Here is a 20,232-nt window from a genome sequence, read left to right on the forward strand (position 1 = left end):
AAATATATAAAAATGGCAATAATTAAATGTCCTGAATGTGGTCATGACGTAAGTGACAAAGCACCACGTTGCCCTTCTTGTGGTGTTGAAATATTAGGCAACCTGACAATCTGCCCTCAATGCGGCACAAAATATCTTTTGAGTCAGAAGAGTTGTCCGAAATGTAATCATCAAAATACACCAAATAGTTTACAGATTCCCCAACAGACAACATCAGGTTCTGGCAAGAACAATAAATTATATATTACTATAATCATTGGTGTTTTCGTATTAATAGCAATAGCCATAACAGGAATCTACGTATATAAGAGCCAGAATAACATTAATAGAGAAAAAGACGAATACGAATTCGCATTATCTAGTAATGATGTTGCTGTCTTACAAAAGTATATAGACACTTATAATGAGACAAACGCTCCTGTGGAACATATACAAATGATCAAATCTCGTATGAGTGAATTACAGGAGGCTAATATGGCATGGACAAATGCCGTCGTAAGTAATTCAAAAAGTGCACTTGAACAATATCTCAAAGATTATCCTAACTCACAATACAAAAACATTGCTATTCACAAAATAGATTCCATAGACTGGACAACAGCAAAAGAATCAAATACAATTGAAGCATACGAAACATACCTTCATAACCAACCGAATGGTGAATACTTTGATGAGGCGTCTGATTGCATAAGAAATATAAGGACACAAACTGTACAGCCAGAAGAAGAAATTATGATTGATATGATATTCAGAAATTTCTTTCAAAGTATTAATAGTAAGGATGAGACTGCACTTTCAAATTCTGTCAATCCTGTATTGACGTCATTTCTTGGCAAACAAGATGCAACGCGTATGGATGTGATATCATTTATGAATAAAATCTATAAGAATAATGTATCACGCATGGATTGGCATACCAATGGAGACTATAAAATATCGAAAAAAGAAATTGGTGAACAACAATATGAATATACAGTAGAATTCAATGCGACTCAAGATGTGGAATATTCTGACGCAACAACACACCGTCAAAATTTCAAGATAATATCTAAAGTTAGCCCAGATGGAAAGATACAAGAATTTAATATGAAAAAGATTATTGAACAATAATATAATTACAAAATATCGCCTGGTCATTTTATTAAGATCAGGCGATATTTATATTAGTATTCACTTTTATTTTCTTATGTCTTGCAAATTTAACTTATATAATATAACTTGTCCATAAATATGAAATTGCTTAACTTTGCAGGCATAAATACAAAAAGATAATATGATTTCTGTAGAAAAATTAAAAGTTGAATTTGGAATAAAACCCCTTTTTCAGGATGCTAACTTCGTAATAAACGATCACGACAAAGTTGCACTTGTTGGAAAAAACGGAGCAGGTAAATCCACTCTTTTGAAGATATTATGTGGCAAACAAATGCCAACAGATGGGAAAATTTCAAATTCATCCGATATGACAATCGGATATCTTCCGCAAGTAATGATATTGCAAGATGATACAACCGTTAAGGATGAAGCAAGAAAAGCATTCTCAAATATTATAAATATGAAAGAAAGAATCGATGCGATGAATAAAGAACTTGCTGAACGTACAGACTACGAAAACGACAGCTACATTGCATTGGTTGATAAATATACCCAAGAGCACGAGAGATACCTTATGCTGGGAGGTGAAAACTACGAAGCAGAAATCGAAAGAATACTCACAGGTCTTGGTTTTTACAGATCAGACTTTGAACGTCCTACAGCTGAATTCAGTGGAGGTTGGCGTATGCGAATCGAATTAGCTAAAATATTATTGAGTAAGCCCGACTGTCTACTTCTTGACGAACCAACCAACCATCTTGATATTGAAAGCATACAATGGCTGGAACGTTTTTTACAGCAAAGCACAAAAGCCGTAATACTTGTCAGTCATGATAAAGCATTCATAAATAATGTGACAAACAGAACTCTTGAGATTTCGTGTGGTAAAATTATTGATTATAAGGTAAAGTATGATGAGTATATCAAGTTACGTGCTGAAAGACGAGAACAACAGCTTCGAGCATACGAAAATCAGCAAAAAGAAATAGCTGATATCAAGGATTTTATTGAACGATTTCGATACAAGGCAACAAAAGCAGTACAGGTCCAAAGTCGTATAAAACAATTGGAAAAAATCGTACCCATCGAAATAGACGAAGTGGACAAATCTGCTATGCACCTAAAATTTCCCCCATGTCTTCGAAGTGGCGATTATCCAATAATCTGTGATGAAGTAAAAAAACAATACGGTGAACATATTGTTTTCGAGAATGTTACACTCACAATTAAACGGGGTGAAAAAGTTGCTTTTGTAGGTCGAAACGGTTCTGGAAAATCTACGTTGATAAAATGTATCATGAACGAAATCCCTTATTCAGGAAATCTTAAAATCGGACATAATGTACAGATAGGATATTTCGCACAAAATCAAGCACAATTACTCGACGAAAATCTCTCTGTCTTTGAGACAATTGATAATGTCGCAAAGGGAGAAATCAGATTAAAAATAAATAATATACTTGGAGCATTCATGTTTGGTGGCGAAGCTTCAGAAAAAAAAGTAAAAATGCTTAGCGGTGGAGAACGTAGTCGCCTTGCAATGATTAGACTGTTATTAGAACCTGTCAATCTGCTCATTCTTGACGAACCAACCAACCATCTTGATATGCAATCAAAAGAGGTATTGAAAAATGCCATTAATGCATTTGATGGTACTGCTATAATAGTCAGTCACGATCGTGATTTTCTAGACGGACTTGTTTCCAAAGTGTATGAATTTCACGACGGCAGTGTGACTGAACACTTGGGCGGAATTTATGATTACCTTAATAGAAGAAACATAGAAACTCCAGATGACCTTCCTACAATAAAAAAAGATTCAACTGTAAACAAGACAGCCTTTCAAACTCTTACAATCCCCCAAAAGAACAACTATGCTGAACACAAAGAATTACAGAAAAAAATACGTAAAACAGAAAAATCAATAAAAGAATCTGAAGAACGAATTGAGACACTTGAAAGCAAACTAAAAGCACTTAATGACAAATTGTGCACACCAGAAGGTGCCGCGGACATGACTCTTATTGCAGAATACACTTCTGTAAAGAATATGATTTCAGAGGAAGAAGAAATATGGACATCTCTTTCAGAAGAACTTGAAAAACTACAGAATATATAATATTAAAGAAATGAAATAATATTCACAAACAAAAAAACGTTGTTATTATAAATAACATAAACATTATAAATCAAATAATATGAAAATGAGAAATATTATTCCAATCATGGCTATTGTAAGTTTGCCGATTGGGGGAATTGCCCAGGACCAATTAAAATCAGGCATTAATTTGGATAATTTAGACCAGACGGCCAATCCTGGAGAAAGTTTTTATCAGTTTGCATGTGGAGGTTGGATTAAAAATACACCATTGCCTGCAGCATATTCCAGATTCGGAAGCTTTGACCAATTGGCCCAAGCTAACAATGAGCGTGTAAACACTATTCTCGCGGAATTGTCATCAAAAACGTATACTCCTGGTAGTACAGAACAGAAACTGAGTGATTTCTACAAACAGGCCATGGATTCTGTTCGTCGCAACAAAGAGGGCGTCAAACCGGTTATGCCGTTACTAAATGAGATAGAAAAGGCAAAAACAATATCTGCATTACATCAGATTCAATTAAAATATGCCACATTTGGATATGGAATCCCATTGGGAATAGGTTTCGGAGCCGATGAGAAAAACTCAAAAATGAACATTCTCAACATATATCAGGGTGGACTGTTCCTCGGACAGAAAGAATATTATCTAGACAACGATGACGCAACAGCAAAGATACGTGAGGCGTACAAAAAACACATTGTTCGTATGTTCCAATTGTTTGGCTTCAACAAACAGATAGCCACAAAGAAAATGGAGAACATAATGAATATAGAAACTGCTCTCGCCAAGGTTTCCAAATCACGTACTGAACTGAGAGACGTTGCCGCCAACTACAATAAAATGACGATAGAGGATTTTGAAAGCAGTTATCCCGACATAAAGCTGACAACCTATATGAATAAGTTAGGCGTTAGTACATCATGCTTTAAAGAACTTGTCGTAGGCCAACCGGCATTTGTCAATGGCGCAAACAAGATCATCGCATCTATGACAGCAGATGAACTCAAGGCGTATATGGAATGGGATGTTATTCTGTCAGCAGTAGATTATCTTAGCGATGATGTCATTGCTGCAAATTTTGACTTTTTCGGAAAGACGATGTCTGGGCGCAAAGAAAACTATCCACGTTGGAAACGTGCAACCAGTCAAGTCGAAAGCCAGATGGGCGAAGCTCTCGGCAAAATGTATGTAGAGCGTTATTTCCCAGCAGCAGCTAAAGAGAGAATGGAGAAGTTGGTAAAAAATCTTCAAATATCACTGGCACAACGTATAAAAGAACAAGATTGGATGAGCGCAGCTACAAAAGAAGCCGCACTTGACAAATTAAACTCATTCTATGTCAAGATTGGATACCCAGACAAATGGAAAGACATATCAAGCCTAACCATTGATCCTAAACTTTCATACTATGAGAATGTGCAGAATTGTAAAAGCTTTTGGAGAAAATGGGATATTGATTATCGTGCCGGAAAACCTGTAGATAAGGACGAATGGTTCATGACTCCACAGACTGTGAATGCATACTATAACCCGACAACAAACGAAATATGCTTCCCCGCAGGAATCCTTCAGAAACCATTCTTTGATATGAACGCAGACGACGCTTTCAATTATGGAGCAATAGGAGTTGTTATCGGTCATGAGATGACACACGGTTTTGATGATCAAGGCCGCCATTACGATAAAAACGGTAATATGTCAGACTGGTGGACTACTGAGGATGCAGCCAACTTCAACAAACGTGCTGAACTTTGCGAAAACTTCTTCTCTGCAATAAAGGTTCTTCCGGATCTGAATGCCAACGGTAAACTGACATTAGGTGAGAACCTTGCCGACCACGGTGGACTTATGGTTTCATTCAATGCATTCAAGAATGCAACGAAAGACAAAAATCTGCCTACAATCGATGGGTTTACTCCAGAACAACGTTTCTTCCTTGCATACGCTGGTGTTTGGGCGGCCAATATAACCACTGAGGAAATACGCAACCGTACAAAAAGCGACCCACACTCTCTAGGATGCTGGCGTGTTGACGGTGCCCTACCCCATATCGATGCATGGTATGATGCATTCAATATCAAATCTACCGACAAGATGTTCATTCCCAAAGAACAACGTTTGAATCTTTGGTAATTGCTCATAACAGTAAAAATCAACAGATATCAGCCTGCAGCTATCTGCAGGCTGTATCTTTTTTATATTAAATATATTATTGAAAAACATTATGTTCAAAATATTATGAATATCATTACATAAATAGACTCATACAATATACTCAGAAATAATAAAACATCCATCACTATTGTTAATGTCTATTAAAAACATTCAATATAAATATTTTATATAAAGTTTTATTGTTAACTTTGCATCCGATTTAGTCCGTTGAGGCTAGAACAAGCATTGGCTAAAGCCGATCGCCTCGCGGAAAAACCCGTTTAATATTTAATAAATTAATGTACGCAATTGTAGAAATTAACGGTCAGCAGTTCAAGGCAGAACAGGGAAAGAAACTGTTCGTGAACCACATCAAAGATGCAAAGGAAGGCCAGGCTGTTGAATTCGACAAGGTACTGCTTGTCGACAAAGATGGTTCAGTACAGGTGGGTGCACCTACCGTAGATGGTGCAAAAGTTGTATGTGAAGTTGTAAATCCGCTTGTAAAGGGTGACAAAGTCATCGTTTTCAAGATGAAGCGCAGAAAAGACTATCGTAAAAAGAATGGTCACCGTTCACATTTCACAGAGGTAACAATCAAAGAAGTAATCGCTTAAAATTCAGGAGGACACAGAAATGGCACATAAAAAAGGTGTAGGTAGTTCGAAGAACGGACGTGAGTCAGCTTCACAAAGATTAGGCGTTAAAATTTGGGGCGGTCAGAAAGTTATTGCCGGAAACATTATCGTTCGTCAGCGTGGTACAAAGCACAATCCTGGCAAGAACGTTGGTATCGGTAAGGACGACACTCTCTATGCTCTGACAGACGGAATTGTGAATTTCCACAGAGGTCGTCAGAACAGAAGTTTCGTTTCAGTACTGCCAGAAACAGAGGCTTAAATAAATTTACAATAAAACTATTCCAAACAACAATAATCCCGACTTTCGCTGAAAGTCGGGATTATTGCGTTTTTAGAAACACAATGCATTAGAAAGAAGATATTTATCATTTTAGATATTTACATATTAACTAAAGTAACTGACAATATCAACTTGATTGCTTTGCCCTAATATCATAGAGTGTATATATAAACTAAAAACGTATGCAAATAACGAAAAGGCCGAACTGTAGATCTCTAGGATCTAATAGAAATTCTATGAAGATAAGGTTTATTCATAAAATACAATATTCAAGACAATGCTATATGACATTGGTAGTGCTTCATTTTCTGATGCTAGAATCACAACCTGTAAATCATCGCCTCAAAGACCAACACATATTTTCTGGTTTTGCTCACACCTCATTTCATTGTTTTTGAAAAAAATCCAGACAGAAGACTTTCAAATTTTCTTGACATTTTTTGACAAAAGAAAATCGTGCAAGAAATGTAAAGAAACATTAAATCCGACATCAGAAAGGCTTATTCAGGCATTACAGTCTTGTCATATACCCTGCTGTGGAGTGTCTGTTAGTTCATTCTGCGTTCCGTTTTGGTATATTTCATCCTCTGGTTATGCCCATATTGAGGTGTGATATGGTGCATTTCAGACCCTAAAACGGGCCATAACATGTACTCAAATAGTACTTTTCGTGTGATGAAGAAATTGGTCTTGAATATAAATTCCTGATGCCCAGCATCATGCGTAAATCTCTCATTTTTGCGTATTTACGACCGAAGGAGAGTCTGCTCGCAAATACTCGTTTATTTAGGGGTAGAACTGAAAACTTAGACAAAAAATACGCAAGATACTGAAGAACTGGAAGTATCCAAATCGCTTACCTTTCAGCAAAATCATTCAAGACTGATATCTCCATATTTTCATAGAATAACATCCACACAGAATTTCCACCAAGATAAAAATAGTCAGTATTGAATATACAGTCAAACAATCAGTCTCTGAAGATATATTACATAATAAAACATAAATATAATATGTAATTGAACTCATATAAAAATTGTAATTCCCAAACATATCCTATACTTACATTGGTAAGCGATATTGACAACAAATAACCGGCTACTCATATTTGTCATATCTACCTTCTGTTAATATCATATAATTATATACGGCATGAAAATATTTTTTGTATTTTTGTATGTTGTTAATAAGTATTTGACTTTTAAAATTTACAGCACATGCTTACACTAAAACTCATAAACGAGGAAACAGAACGTGTTATTAAAGGACTAAAGAAAAAACACTTTGAGAATGCAGAAGAGGCTATCGCTAAGGTCATTGAAACAGACAAACAGCGCCGTGAAGCCCAACAAAAACTGGACAGCAATCTTTCTGAAACAAAAAAATTGTCTGCACGTATCGGACTGCTCATGAAAGAGGGCAACAAAGATGAGGCAGAAAATATAAAGAAGGATGTCACTGCCCTTAAAGAAATCAGCAAGCAACTGGAGGCAGAGAAAGCTCAGTGTGAGAAAGATCTCATATCACAACTCTGCTCCATACCAAATATACCAAATGACGATGTACCAGAGGGCCGTGATGCAAGTGATAATGTCGTGGTAAAAGAAGGTGGCCATATGCCGGAATTACCAGAAGACGCATTGTGCCATTGGGATCTTTGCAAAAAATTCAACCTCATAGATTTTGATCTTGGTGTAAAGATAACAGGAGCTGGTTTTCCGGTATACATTGGCAAAATGGCTCGTTTCCAAAGAGCACTCGAAGCATTTTTCCTTGAGGAAGCACGCAAGAGCGGATATTTGGAGGTACAACCGCCATATGTTGTGAATGAGGCATCCGGATATGGCACAGGTCAATTGCCTGATAAAGAAGGTCAGATGTACCACTGCAATCTTGACAATCTTTATCTTATTCCCACAGCAGAAGTACCTGTAACAAATATATTCCGCGACGAAATACTTGATGAAAAAGATCTGCCTATTAAAAGGTGTGCATATTCTGCATGCTTCCGTCGTGAGGCTGGGTCTTACGGTAAAGACGTAAGAGGGTTGAATCGCCTGCATCAGTTCGATAAGGTTGAGATAGTACGCATAGATACACCTGAACACTCATACCAATCACTTGACGAAATGCTTACTCATGTTGAAGGCTTATGCCAAAAACTCGAACTCCCCTATCACATTCTACGTCTTTGTGGAGGCGACATGAGCTTTACTTCAGCTATATGCTATGATTTTGAAGTTTGGAGTGCTGCCCAGAAAAAATGGCTTGAAGTGTCATCTGTATCAAATTTCGAAAGCTATCAGGCAAATCGATTGCATTGCAGATACCGTAAGGCTGATACTAAGAAGATTGAACTCTGCCACACACTTAATGGTTCTGCCCTTGCTCTGCCACGTATTGTTGCCACAATACTAGAAAACAATCAGACACCAGACGGTATCAGAGTTCCCAAGGCACTGGTACCTTATTGTGGTTTCGACATGATCGACGACAAAAATTTCTAATAGAAATTATTCTCACACATTATATGCGTATATTGCAAATTCATAACAATTTGCAATATACGTAATATTTCTGACCGGCAGTCTGCACCAAAATCAGATGTGCCTAACCACAACAAATCAATAACACATTACACTGTATGAACAAAATTATCCGTAAAGAACAATTTTCAGAAAATGTATATTTGTTTGAAATAGAGGCACCTTTGATTGCCAAAAGTAGAAAGGCCGGCAATTTCATAATAATAAGAGTTAACAAAAACGGTGAACGAATACCTCTTACTATTGCAGATGCCGATACCGTAAAAGGAACCATTACCATTGTGGTACAACGTGTCGGATTATCATCTTTCAAATTATGTTCACTCAATGAAGGGGATGTAATTGCAGATGTTGTCGGACCTCTTGGCAATCCGACACACATAGAAAATTTCGGAACAGTTGTATGTGCTGGTGGTGGCGTTGGTGTTGCTCCTATGCTGCCAATAATAAAAGCATTGAAAACTGCAGGAAACCGGGTTCTGTCTGTTATTGCAGGAAGAAACAAAGACCTTATCATACTTGAAGATGAGGTAAGAGCAAGTAGCGATGAACTGATAATCATGACAGATGATGGGTCTTATGGAGAGAAAGGTGTTGTAACTGTTGGCATTGAGAAACTTATAAATCAGGAACATGTAGACAAAGTCTTTGCCATCGGTCCTCCAATTATGATGAAGTTTTGTTGTTTATTGACACAGAAATACAAAATTCCTACAGACGTTTCACTAAACACAATCATGGTTGATGGCACAGGTATGTGTGGTGCATGTAGACTGACAATCGGAGGAAAGACAAAGTTTGTTTGTATTGACGGACCAGAATTTGACGGTGCACTCGTTGATTGGGACGAAATGCTCAAACGCATGGGAACGTTCAAAAAGGCCGAAAAGGAAGAAATGGAACACTATGAAGAACATCTCCAAAATATACTTCCTGACATCCACGCAAATACAACAAATATAAGCATGGATGTTGAGCCTACTACAGAGACAATAGATCAACTGACAGATCGCAACTCTCAGTGGAGAAAAGACTTACGTACTGCAATTAAAGCTAAAGAACGCACAGCTATACCAAGAGTTGTTATGCCTGAACTGGATGCAGAATACCGTTCTCATACCCGCACGGAAGAAGTCAACATTGGCCTTACAAAAGAAATGGCATTAACTGAAGCACGCCGGTGTCTTGACTGCGCAAAACCATCTTGTATAGAAGGATGCCCTGTAAACATTAACATTCCTTCTTTCATTAAAAATATCGAGCGTGGACAATTCATAGCAGCAGCCAAAGTTCTAAAAGACACATCGTCACTGCCTGCCGTATGTGGCCGTGTCTGTCCACAGGAAAAACAATGCGAGAGTAAATGCATACACCTGAAAATGGGCGAGCAAGCTGTAGCGATAGGATACTTAGAGCGCTTTGCAGCCGATTATGAAAGAGAAAGTGGAAATATAGTACTACCGGAAATAAAATCAAGCAATGGAATTAAGGTTGCGGTGGTTGGTTCCGGACCTGCCGGATTGAGTTTTGCCGGTGACATGGCCAAAAAGGGATATAGCGTAACTGTATTTGAAGCACTACATGAGATTGGTGGTGTTTTGAAATATGGAATTCCAGAATTTCGACTGCCCAACAAGATTGTAGATGTTGAGATTGAGAATCTTAAAAAGTTAGGAGTTACATTTATTACCGACTGCATAATCGGCAAAACAATCAGTATAGAACAGCTTGAAAATGATGGCTTCAAAGGTGTATTCATTGCATCTGGCGCAGGTCTTCCCAACTTTATGGGTATACCTGGAGAAAATTCTATTAATATAATGTCATCCAATGAATATCTCACACGAGTAAATCTTATGGATGCAGCCAATCCCACGACAGATACACCAATCAATATCGGACATAATGTACTTGTTGTTGGAGGGGGAAATACAGCAATGGATTCCTGCCGTACAGCAAGACGATTAGGAGGAAATGTTACATTGGTATACAGACGCTCTGAAAAAGAAATGCCTGCTAGAGCAGAAGAAGTTAAACATGCAAAGGAAGAAGGAATAAATTTCCTGACACTGCATAATCCGCTAGAATATATAGCAGATGAAAACGGCGCTGTAAAGCAAGTAAAACTTCAAGAGATGAGACTTGGTGAGCCTGATGAGAGTGGACGCCGCAGCCCAGAGCCGATACCAGGTGCTGTTAAAACTCTAGATATTGATCAGGTAATTGTGGCCGTTGGAGTTTCCCCTAACCCACTTGTGCCAAAATCCATCGAAGGTCTGGAGCTTGGTCGAAAGAATACGATTGTTGTAAATGCAAATATGCAGAGTTCACGTACTGAAATATATGCCGGAGGCGACATTGTAAGAGGTGGAGCCACCGTCATACTAGCCATGGGGGACGGACGGCGCGCTGCAGAAAACATGGACAAACAACTTTCTGCAATAAAATAATATCTTCAATATCTTTGCCAGGAATAGAACATTATCTTGGCAAAGATATTCTCCCACTAGCCATCTACATAACCAGAAAAACACAATATCGTTGCCATGAAGTTAATAATAAAATTAAAAATAACATTGGTTGTATTCATATCTTACATGTGCTATTCATCAGCAAATGCACAGAATGATAACATACATCCATGGGAGAAATATTACAAACAACTTCTTGACATCGAAGACATAAATGATGAAGATATTGAAAACACCTATGAGATACTTCAGTCTCTATCAGAAAATAAAATAAACATTAATAAAGCTACCCGAGAAGAACTCGAACAGATAATATTTCTGACACCAAATCAAATTGAAGAAATCTCTGAATATATTTACAAATATGGCCCTATACGCACAATGGGTGAATTAGCAATGATAGAATCCCTAGATGCAATCAAAAGACAACTTTTATCATATTTCGTATATATTGAAAATGAAGAGAATACAGACTTTCCTGCTATCAAGAACATTCTAAAATATGGAAAAAATGATATTCTTGTAACAGCAAAAATTCCTTTTTATGAACGTAAAGGTGATAAGAACGGTTATCTGGGCTACAAATACAAACACTGGTTCAGATACACATTCAAATATGGGCAATATTTACAAGCTGGTATTACCGGCTCACAAGATCCAGGAGAACCATTTTTTGCCAATAAAAACAGTTTTGGATATGATTATTATTCATTCTATTTGTTAATCCGTAAACTTGGAAAAATCAAATCATTTGCAGCTGGAAGATACCGCTTAAAATTGGGAATGGGTCTGATTATGAATAACGACTTCTCCTTCGGGAAAACAGCCTCAATTTCTGCATATAGTTCAAATAATATCATAAGAGCACATTCATCACGCTCTGCAGCAAATTATCTACAAGGAGTAGCGGCAACTTATAATATAATAAAAGGTCTTGATATAACAGCCTTTGCATCATACAGAAAAATTGATGCAACTCCAGGAAAAGATTTAAACACTATATCTACAATACTTGAGTCTGGATACCATCGTACTCCAACAGAAATGGAACATAAAAACAATACAAGCCAATCTCTATTCGGAGGGAATATGCGATTTTTCAAAAATGGTTTCCATATAGGAATGACTTCTATTTATACATGTCTTGACAAAAAACTACAACCAAATATTGCACAAATCTACAGAAAATACTATCCGACTGGAAAAGATTTCACAAATACAAGTATAGACTATGGATACACTGGACACAAGTTGTCTATTGATGGTGAATCTGCAATCGATGGCGGGAATTCACTTGCAACAATTAACCGTATAACTTACCAGCCCATAACTGAACTTTCATTAACATTGTTGCAACGCTTCTATTCATATAAATTTGAAACTCTATTTGGGCAATGTTTTAATGACGGAGGGCGTATACAAAATGAAAGTGGAATATATATGGGAGCAAATTGGACACCATCTTCAAACTTCTCACTAATATATTATTTTGACTATGCTTACTTTCCATGGGCAAAATATCAAATAAGTAAATCTTCACACTCTATTGATAATTCCATATCTGGCACATTAAGAAAAAATTACTTTTACATAAGTTCACGCTATAGGATTAGGCTTAGACAAAAGGATAATAGCAATAAAACTGCTCTTATAACCAAAACAGAACAAAGAGGACGTGTCACATGTGGATATGAAGATAATAAATGGCAACTTGAAATACAATACGACATGGCTAACAGTAAAACTGAAAATAATAGTTTCGGTTGGATGATCTCTCAGAACATTGGTTATAAACATAAAATCATTAATGCAAATATATCTTTGGGATATTTTGATACAGATAACTATGACAGTAGAATATATTGTTACGAGAAAGGATTATTATATAGCTTCAGCTTTCCTACTTATTATGGAAATGGCATACGATACTCTATAAACATTCGAGCCGATATACGAAAAAATATAATGATGATATGTAAATTTGGATCAACAAAATATTTTGACAGAAATAAAATTTCATCCTCATATCAAGAAATTGAGGGTTCATCCATGAGCGACTTTGAGGCACAATTAAGATGGAAATTCTGATATAAGCTGTAATTTATAGGCCAGTCTGTAAATATAAGTAATTATTTACATTTATTATAACATATAAGAACTTGTTCTAGTGTTTTTTGCTTTAATTTTGTACAGACATAAAATACAATATCAAAGCTACTTAAGTATGAAATTACATTTTGCAGGCATAATTATAGCCATATGTACATTCTTAATTATCGGTTTGTTTCATCCCATTGTAATAAAAATAGAATACTACTATGGTACCAAACCATGGTGGATTTTTCTACTAATTGGTATTATAAGTATCGTATTAGCACTTTTTATTGAAAATATACTTTTATCATCTGTTTTAGGGGTATTTGGTGCATCGTCGTTATGGAGTATCGGTGAACTTTTTGAACAGCGAAAAAGAGTAAAAAAAGGATGGTTCCCTATGAATCCTAAAAGAACAACCGAATATGAAAATTAAATTAATAATGATTGGTAAAACCACAGGAAAATTATATGTGGACGCAATAAATGACTACATAAGTCGTATAGGACATTATAATAATTTCACTATTCACATAATACCAGGACTTAAAAATACAAAAAAATTAAGTCAGGAGCAGCAAAAACAAAATGAAGGAGAACTAATACAAAAAGAATTAAATCCTTCGGATAAAGTTATACTTTTAGACGAGAGAGGAACCGAATTCAGAAGTATTGAATTTGCTAAATGGCTAGAACACAAGCAACGAACTACACAAAGACTAGTCTTTGTAATAGGTGGACCTTACGGGTTTTCTGATAATATATACCAGAGGTCTGATGAAAAAATATCATTATCAAAGATGACATTCTCTCATCAAATGGTTAGGTTAATCTTTATAGAACAATTATACCGAGCTTGTACAATTATAAAAGGCGAATCTTATCATCACGAATAATTAAAAACAACAAAGGCTTTTGGAATTATATTTTAATATCCAAAAGCCTTTTTATATAAAGTTTTACAAACTTTATCCTCCAAAGTTATCATACATGATTGATTCCGGATCCACTCCAAGCCCATCAAGCATATTTACAACAGCCTTACTCATTGGGCCAGGACCACACATATAATATTCTATATCTTCAGGAGCTTCATGATTTTTCAAATACGTATCATACATTACTTGGTGAACAAATCCTGCAGTATATTTTACACCAGCTGCATCTGCTGCCGGATCCGGACGATCCAAAGCAAGATGAAAATGGAAATTTGAGAAAGTCTTCTCTAATTCAAGGAAATCGTTCAAATAAAAGACCTCATTTAACGCACGAGCACCGTAGAAATAATGCATTTCTCTGTCATGTGTTACCAAAGTCTTTGTCATATGCATGATCTGTGCTCTCAGGGGAGCCATACCGGCTCCACCACCAACCCAAATCATCTCTTTCTTTGAATCGAAATGAGGATGGAAATCTCCATATGGTCCACTCATCAGAACTTTATCACCAGGTTTCAATGTAAATATATATGAAGACGCTATACCTGGATTAACATCCATAAATCCACTACGGTCGGGTTTAAAAGGAGGCGTTGCAATTCTAACTGTCAACATAAATACATCTCCTTCAGCAGGATAGTTTGCCATAGAATAAGCTCTAATTGTCGGTTCTGGATTTACACATTTTAATGAGAATAATCCAAATTTTTCCCACGCCGGTAAATATTCATCCCCTATCAGAGATTTATCTATATCATTATCATATGACATTGAGAATGCAGGTATTTTTATCTGCGCATATGAACCTGGAATGAAATCCATATGAGCCCCCTCTGGAAGCTTAACTTTAAATTCTTTAATAAAAGTAGCGACATTCTTATTTGAGATAACGGTACATTCATATTCTTTTACGCCAAGAACGCTTTCATTCACTTTAATCTTCATATCATTCTTGACTTTTACCTGACAGCCCAATCTCCAATGATCCTTCTGTTGTTTTCTACTGAAGTGTGGAATTTCAGACGGAAGAATCTCACCGCCTCCTTCCAACACTTGACATTTGCATTGACCACAAGAACCCTTTCCTCCACATGCAGAAGATAAATATATTCCATTATCAGAAAGAGTATTTAATAATGTAGAACCAGAATTTACCTCTACAACTTTATCATCATTGATAGTTATTTTAACTTTACCGGATGAAACTAAAAAGTTCTTTGCAACAAGTAAAATAATTACAAGTGATAGAACAACTATAAGGAATACAGCAATACTTGCCAATATCATATTTATATCCATTGTCATTCAATTTAAATATTCAAACCCGAGAAACACATAAAAGCCATGGCCATAAGACCAACGACGATAAATGTTATACCTAATCCTCTAAGAGGGGCAGGAACATTTGAATAGGCCATTTTTTCACGCACTGCAGCAAGACCAACAATAGCAAGTAGCCAACCTAATCCAGAACCCAACGCATAAGATATCGCATCGCCAATATTACCTATCATTTTAGGATCACTTTCACTTAATGTTATTCTCTGCTGCATAAAAAGTGATGCTCCCATAATAGCACAATTCACAGCAATTAATGGAAGGAATATACCCAATGATGCATAAAGTGAAGGACTAAAACGTTCTACAACCATTTCTACTAACTGAACAATTGCTGCAATCACCGCAATAAATAAGATAAAACTCAAGAAACTCAGATCAACCCCTTCTATAATTGCGTTTGCAGCAAGGACTTTTGTTTGTAAAAGATAGTTTACCGGTAGTGTCACAACCAAAACGAACACAACTGCGACACCTAACCCCAAAGCCGTTTTTACATTCTTTGAGACAGCTAAATATGAGCACATTCCCAGAAAGAATGCAAATATCATATTATCCACAAATATAGAGCGGACGAATAAACTTAATAAATGTTCCATTATAATTGGATTTATTTATATTAAACAAACTTTTATTTAAATCATTATCAATTATTCTGAAGTTCTTTATTTCGCGCACGCTGATACCATATAATACATGCACATATTATAAGAGCCATTGGTGGCATAAGCATCAGACCATTATTAACATATCCAATATTTTTTATACAATCATAATTCAATATATTAAAACCCAACAATGTTCCAGACCCAAACAGTTCGCGGAAGAATGCAACAATTATAAGTATTTTTGCATACCCAAGTCCATTTCCGAGTCCATCAAGACAAGATTCCCAAGGACCATTCTGCATAGCGAATGCCTCAAGACGTCCCATCAAAATGCAGTTTGTTATAATTAATCCTACATAAACAGAAAGTTGTACACTGACATCGTATGCAAAAGCTTTCAATATTTCACTTACAATTGTAACCAACGCTGCAACTACAACAAGTTGTACTATAATACGTATTCGATTCGGAATAGTCTTACGCAATAATGATATCACCACATTGGAAAACATTGTTATTATTGTTACAGAAAGGCCCATTACTATAGCCGGTTCAAGTTTTGCAGTAACAGCCAATGCCGAACATATTCCTAAAACCTGTACGGTAACAGGATTATTTATCCCTAAAGGTGTAAATAAGACATCTTTATTTTTCTGCGATAATAATTGCTGTTTCATATTACCTTTTTATCTTTTTATTAAAAAGTTCTTATAATTATTCAAACATTTCTTCAACATCTGATTTACACCTTCAGAAGTAATTGTTCCACCAGAGATACCATCAACTTGATACTCAGGATTATTAACTTTTCCGTTTTTCACGACCCCTAGCGCAATTTTACCATTGTCTAAGGTCTTCTTTCCGGCGAATAAATCTTGAAAATTCTCAGTTGCTATTTCAGCACCAAGTCCTGGGGTTTCACTTGCATGAGAAAAATATACACCATAAACTGTATTTTTATCACTATTTAATGCTATATAACCCCATATCGCACCCCACAATCCTGTACCATAAACAGGAAATATATATTTTGTATCTCCATCTTTCTCTGCAACAAAGACATGAAAGCGATTATTTTCTTTTACTTCTTTTTCATATGCTGTAGAAAAGACATCGGTATTCTCAGACAAAGTACCATCTGATTGCATTAACATGTCCTGCTTTACATACTTATTATACTCACTTTCAACATCTTCCACATTTCTAACATTTAATGCAGAAAGAATCTGTTTTTTGGTATCAAGTTCCACATTCTTATTTTGTCTATCACGCAAAGAAGAACTTACAAATGCAAGCATAAACGCAACGATAATAACCATTATCGCAGCATATATAATGGTATAACTATTACTATTCGTCTTCATTTATTTCTTATTTTATTATTTTGAACAAATGGCACGTTTCTCACGATGTTTGATATTTTGCTGTACGACAAAATAGTCAATTAATGGAGCAAATATATTCATAAATAATATGGCAAGCATCATTCCCTCTGGGTATCCAGGATTAAGCACCCTAATGATTATTGCCATTACTCCAATCATGAAACCATATATGTATTTTCCTGTTTCTGTTCTTGCCGCAGTAACAGGATCTGTCGCCATAAATACTGCTCCAAAACAAAAACCACCAAGTACAAGATGTTCATACCACGGCATCTGAGCCATTGAAGTATCAGGGCCTACCGTATTAAATACAAAAGCCATAAAAGCACCACCAATAAACACAGAAGACATTATCTTCCAACTTGCTATACCAGTCCAAAGCAATAGTATTGCCCCCAAAGCAATCGCAATCACACTTGTCTCACCTACAGACCCTGGAATAAGTCCGTATATCATATCCATTGAAAAATCAGGTACAATTCCTGTCGTTGCAGTAGAGCCAAGAGGTGTAGCTACGGTAAGTCCATCTATATTTTGGCCTATTCCCAATATTGAATCTCCAGATACCCAAACTGCATCTCCGGACATTTTGGTTGGATACCCAAAGAACATAAATACACGTGCCGCCAATGCAACATTAAAAATGTTCATACCTGTTCCACCAAACACCTCTTTTACAAAGATCACAGAAAATGCGACAGCTATTGCTAAAATCCATAATGGACAATCAACAGGAATTATCATTGGAATTAAAATACCCGAAACAAGGAAGCCTTCTTGTATTTCTTCCTTTTTCCACTGTGCAACAATGAATTCAATTCCTAAACCAACAATATATGATACTAGTATCTTAGGTAATACGGCCATAAGACCATATGCAAACATTTGTATAAATGATGCTGAAGCAAATACACCATCTCCTGCTGCTTTGAAATGTTGATAACCAACATTATACATACCAAACAACAGAGCTGGCATTAAAGCAATAACGACAATTGACATAATTCTTTTACTGTCAATTGCATCATGAATCATAGTTCCATTTTTAGATGTTGTATTAGGAACATATAAGAATGTTTCAAAACCATCAAAGACAGATCTAAAAGCATGGAACTTACCACCTTCTTCAAAATTAGGTTTTATCTTATTTAGATAGTTTCTTAAAGCTTTCATCTTAAATAATTTATTATACTACTCCATTTCTTTACGCAACATATCCAGTCCTTTTCTAACAATATGCTGCAACTCCAACTTAGAAGAATCAACAAATTCAGCCACTGCAAAATCTTCTGGAGAAACCTCATATATACCGAGAGCTTCCATTTTGTCTATATCTCCACAAATTATTGCCTTGATAAGATACTCAGGATAAATATCCATAGGGAACACCTTATCATATTCACCACTCATGATCATATTTCGCCGTCCCCCCTTTATACGGGCATCCAATACATATTCCTTTTTCTTTCCTTGAAGCCATGAGAAATAACTATGACTAACGGAAAAATCTTTAATACGTGGCATTATCCATCCCAACATTTCATTTGTATCATCACCCTCCGGAATAGCTGTGACTTCTGAAACATGAGCGCCAAGAAAATCATCTATACAGCTTTTTCTTCCAACAAGAGGATTACCATTTATCAATCTGACATGATCAGTTCTATTTAATCTGCCTTCTAATATCGTGGATAGCTTTTGACCAACTTTTACATCAGCATAGGCAGGACGATCTATTTCACTTCCAGCAATAGCAATTGTATGGATAAGATCAACATGTCCTGTATTAAAAAGACGACCAAAAAATATAACTGCTGTTGGATCAACTGTCCATACTACTTCACCTTTATTTACCGGTGAGATATGGTTTATTTGAACACCAACGTTTCCTGCAGGACATGGACCATCAAAAATATTAACTTCTACATTCTTTGCTTTTCTAAGCACATCCGATGTCTGATTTATTCCAATACCAAGATAAGTTTTAGATATTTTCGATAAAGCTGTCAATCCGGTCTGAAAATCAACCTCATTACCTTTCACCTCATACTCAAAGTCTGCAGCAAGCGGCATATCCCTAAGAGCACTGACAAAAATGGCTTTTGGTTTAGTATCTGGAACAGCAGATATCGCATAAGGTAATTTATTAATATAACCAAATAATCCAGATTCAAGCAATGAGTTCATAACGTCCGAACCTTCTAAAGAGTCAATATTCTTACAGCCAAAGTCCACATATTCCTGCTTTTCATCAGCCTTTATTTTTACACATAATACTTTTCTGCGCTCTCCACGTATTATTGAAGAAACAACACCACTGACCGGTGAAGAAAAACGGACTTCTGTACAATTTTTATTCACAAACAATGCATCGCCTGCCTTTACATGATCGCCCTCGTGAACAACCACCTTAGGAGTAACTCCGACAAAATAATCCGGAACGAGTCCATACTCAGAACATTCGGCCACTGAAATTTTTTGTTTGGCGGCCTTTCCCTTCAAATTAATGTCTAAGCCCTTTCGTAACTTAATCACATTCATAATAATATTTTTATTATATAAGATAATTTCAAAAAG

16 protein-coding genes are annotated in these 20,232 nt (G+C 36.1%); 10 read left to right on the forward strand and 6 right to left on the reverse strand.

Translation table 11 applies throughout. The annotated features are described in order from the left end of the window. Window positions 1-12: 12 nt before the first annotated feature. The 10 genes from WKT13_RS10590 to rlmH all read left to right on the forward strand — a co-directional run bounded on the left by WKT13_RS10590 (window position 13) and on the right by rlmH (window position 14,282). Complete coding sequence (locus WKT13_RS10590) at window positions 13-1,110, forward strand: zinc ribbon domain-containing protein (RefSeq protein ID WP_340323849.1); 1,098 nt, start codon at window positions 13-15, stop codon at window positions 1,108-1,110. A gap of 163 nt (window positions 1,111-1,273) precedes the next feature. Next, entirely contained in the window at window positions 1,274-3,214 is a 1,941-nt protein-coding gene (locus WKT13_RS10595; RefSeq protein ID WP_340323850.1) for an ABC-F family ATP-binding cassette domain-containing protein, read from the forward strand. 79 nt (window positions 3,215-3,293) lie between these two features. Further along, a complete protein-coding gene (locus WKT13_RS10600) occupies window positions 3,294-5,333 on the forward strand; it encodes a M13 family metallopeptidase (RefSeq protein WP_340323851.1) in 2,040 nt (679 codons plus the stop codon). 320 nt (window positions 5,334-5,653) lie between these two features. After that, window positions 5,654-5,971 carry a 50S ribosomal protein L21 gene (rplU, locus tag WKT13_RS10605; RefSeq protein ID WP_021993310.1) on the forward strand — a complete coding sequence of 106 codons (318 nt, stop codon included), beginning with the start codon at window positions 5,654-5,656 and terminating at the stop codon, window positions 5,969-5,971. 19 nt (window positions 5,972-5,990) lie between these two features. Further along, complete coding sequence (rpmA, locus tag WKT13_RS10610; protein ID WP_298617848.1) at window positions 5,991-6,254, forward strand: 50S ribosomal protein L27; 264 nt, start codon at window positions 5,991-5,993, stop codon at window positions 6,252-6,254. A 1,238-nt stretch (window positions 6,255-7,492) separates the two neighbouring features. Further along, complete coding sequence (gene serS, locus WKT13_RS10615; protein WP_340323852.1) at window positions 7,493-8,782, forward strand: serine--tRNA ligase; 1,290 nt, start codon at window positions 7,493-7,495, stop codon at window positions 8,780-8,782. A gap of 137 nt (window positions 8,783-8,919) precedes the next feature. Continuing rightward, window positions 8,920-11,271 carry a bifunctional dihydroorotate dehydrogenase B NAD binding subunit/NADPH-dependent glutamate synthase gene (locus WKT13_RS10620; RefSeq protein ID WP_340323853.1) on the forward strand — a complete coding sequence of 784 codons (2,352 nt, stop codon included), beginning with the start codon at window positions 8,920-8,922 and terminating at the stop codon, window positions 11,269-11,271. Window positions 11,272-11,367: 96 nt separating this feature from the next. Continuing rightward, entirely contained in the window at window positions 11,368-13,380 is a 2,013-nt protein-coding gene (locus WKT13_RS10625; RefSeq protein ID WP_340323854.1) for a ComEA family DNA-binding protein, read from the forward strand. A 136-nt stretch (window positions 13,381-13,516) separates the two neighbouring features. Then, complete coding sequence (locus WKT13_RS10630; RefSeq protein ID WP_340323855.1) at window positions 13,517-13,822, forward strand: DUF4491 family protein; 306 nt, start codon at window positions 13,517-13,519, stop codon at window positions 13,820-13,822. Continuing rightward, window positions 13,812-14,282 carry a 23S rRNA (pseudouridine(1915)-N(3))-methyltransferase RlmH gene (gene rlmH, locus WKT13_RS10635; protein ID WP_340323856.1) on the forward strand — a complete coding sequence of 157 codons (471 nt, stop codon included), beginning with the start codon at window positions 13,812-13,814 and terminating at the stop codon, window positions 14,280-14,282. The genes WKT13_RS10630 and rlmH overlap by 11 nt, the downstream gene beginning before the upstream one ends. Before the next feature lie 72 nt (window positions 14,283-14,354). Here the strand turns inward: rlmH and nqrF are convergent, their stop codons facing one another. Genes nqrF through WKT13_RS10665 form a run of 6 tightly spaced genes read right to left on the reverse strand, consistent with a single transcriptional unit; the run spans window position 14,355 to window position 20,199 of the window. After that, a complete protein-coding gene (gene nqrF, locus WKT13_RS10640; protein ID WP_340323857.1) occupies window positions 14,355-15,623 on the reverse strand; it encodes an NADH:ubiquinone reductase (Na(+)-transporting) subunit F in 1,269 nt (422 codons plus the stop codon). Window positions 15,624-15,634: 11 nt separating this feature from the next. Further along, entirely contained in the window at window positions 15,635-16,261 is a 627-nt protein-coding gene (gene nqrE, locus WKT13_RS10645) for an NADH:ubiquinone reductase (Na(+)-transporting) subunit E (RefSeq protein ID WP_298617832.1), read from the reverse strand. 47 nt (window positions 16,262-16,308) lie between these two features. Further along, window positions 16,309-16,947, reverse strand: coding sequence for an NADH:ubiquinone reductase (Na(+)-transporting) subunit D (locus WKT13_RS10650; RefSeq protein ID WP_340323858.1), 639 nt, complete (start codon window positions 16,945-16,947; stop codon window positions 16,309-16,311). A gap of 9 nt (window positions 16,948-16,956) precedes the next feature. Next, window positions 16,957-17,634, reverse strand: a complete 678-nt coding sequence (locus tag WKT13_RS10655; protein ID WP_340323859.1) for a Na(+)-translocating NADH-quinone reductase subunit C — start codon at window positions 17,632-17,634, stop codon at window positions 16,957-16,959. Between the two features lie 15 nt (window positions 17,635-17,649). Beyond that, window positions 17,650-18,828, reverse strand: coding sequence for an NADH:ubiquinone reductase (Na(+)-transporting) subunit B (locus WKT13_RS10660; protein ID WP_298617825.1), 1,179 nt, complete (start codon window positions 18,826-18,828; stop codon window positions 17,650-17,652). A gap of 18 nt (window positions 18,829-18,846) precedes the next feature. Beyond that, window positions 18,847-20,199, reverse strand: coding sequence for a Na(+)-translocating NADH-quinone reductase subunit A (locus tag WKT13_RS10665; protein ID WP_340323893.1), 1,353 nt, complete (start codon window positions 20,197-20,199; stop codon window positions 18,847-18,849). Window positions 20,200-20,232: the final 33 nt, after the last annotated feature.

The organism is Prevotella sp. HCN-7019 (assembly GCF_037890215.1).
Classification (GTDB): domain Bacteria; phylum Bacteroidota; class Bacteroidia; order Bacteroidales; family Bacteroidaceae; genus Prevotella.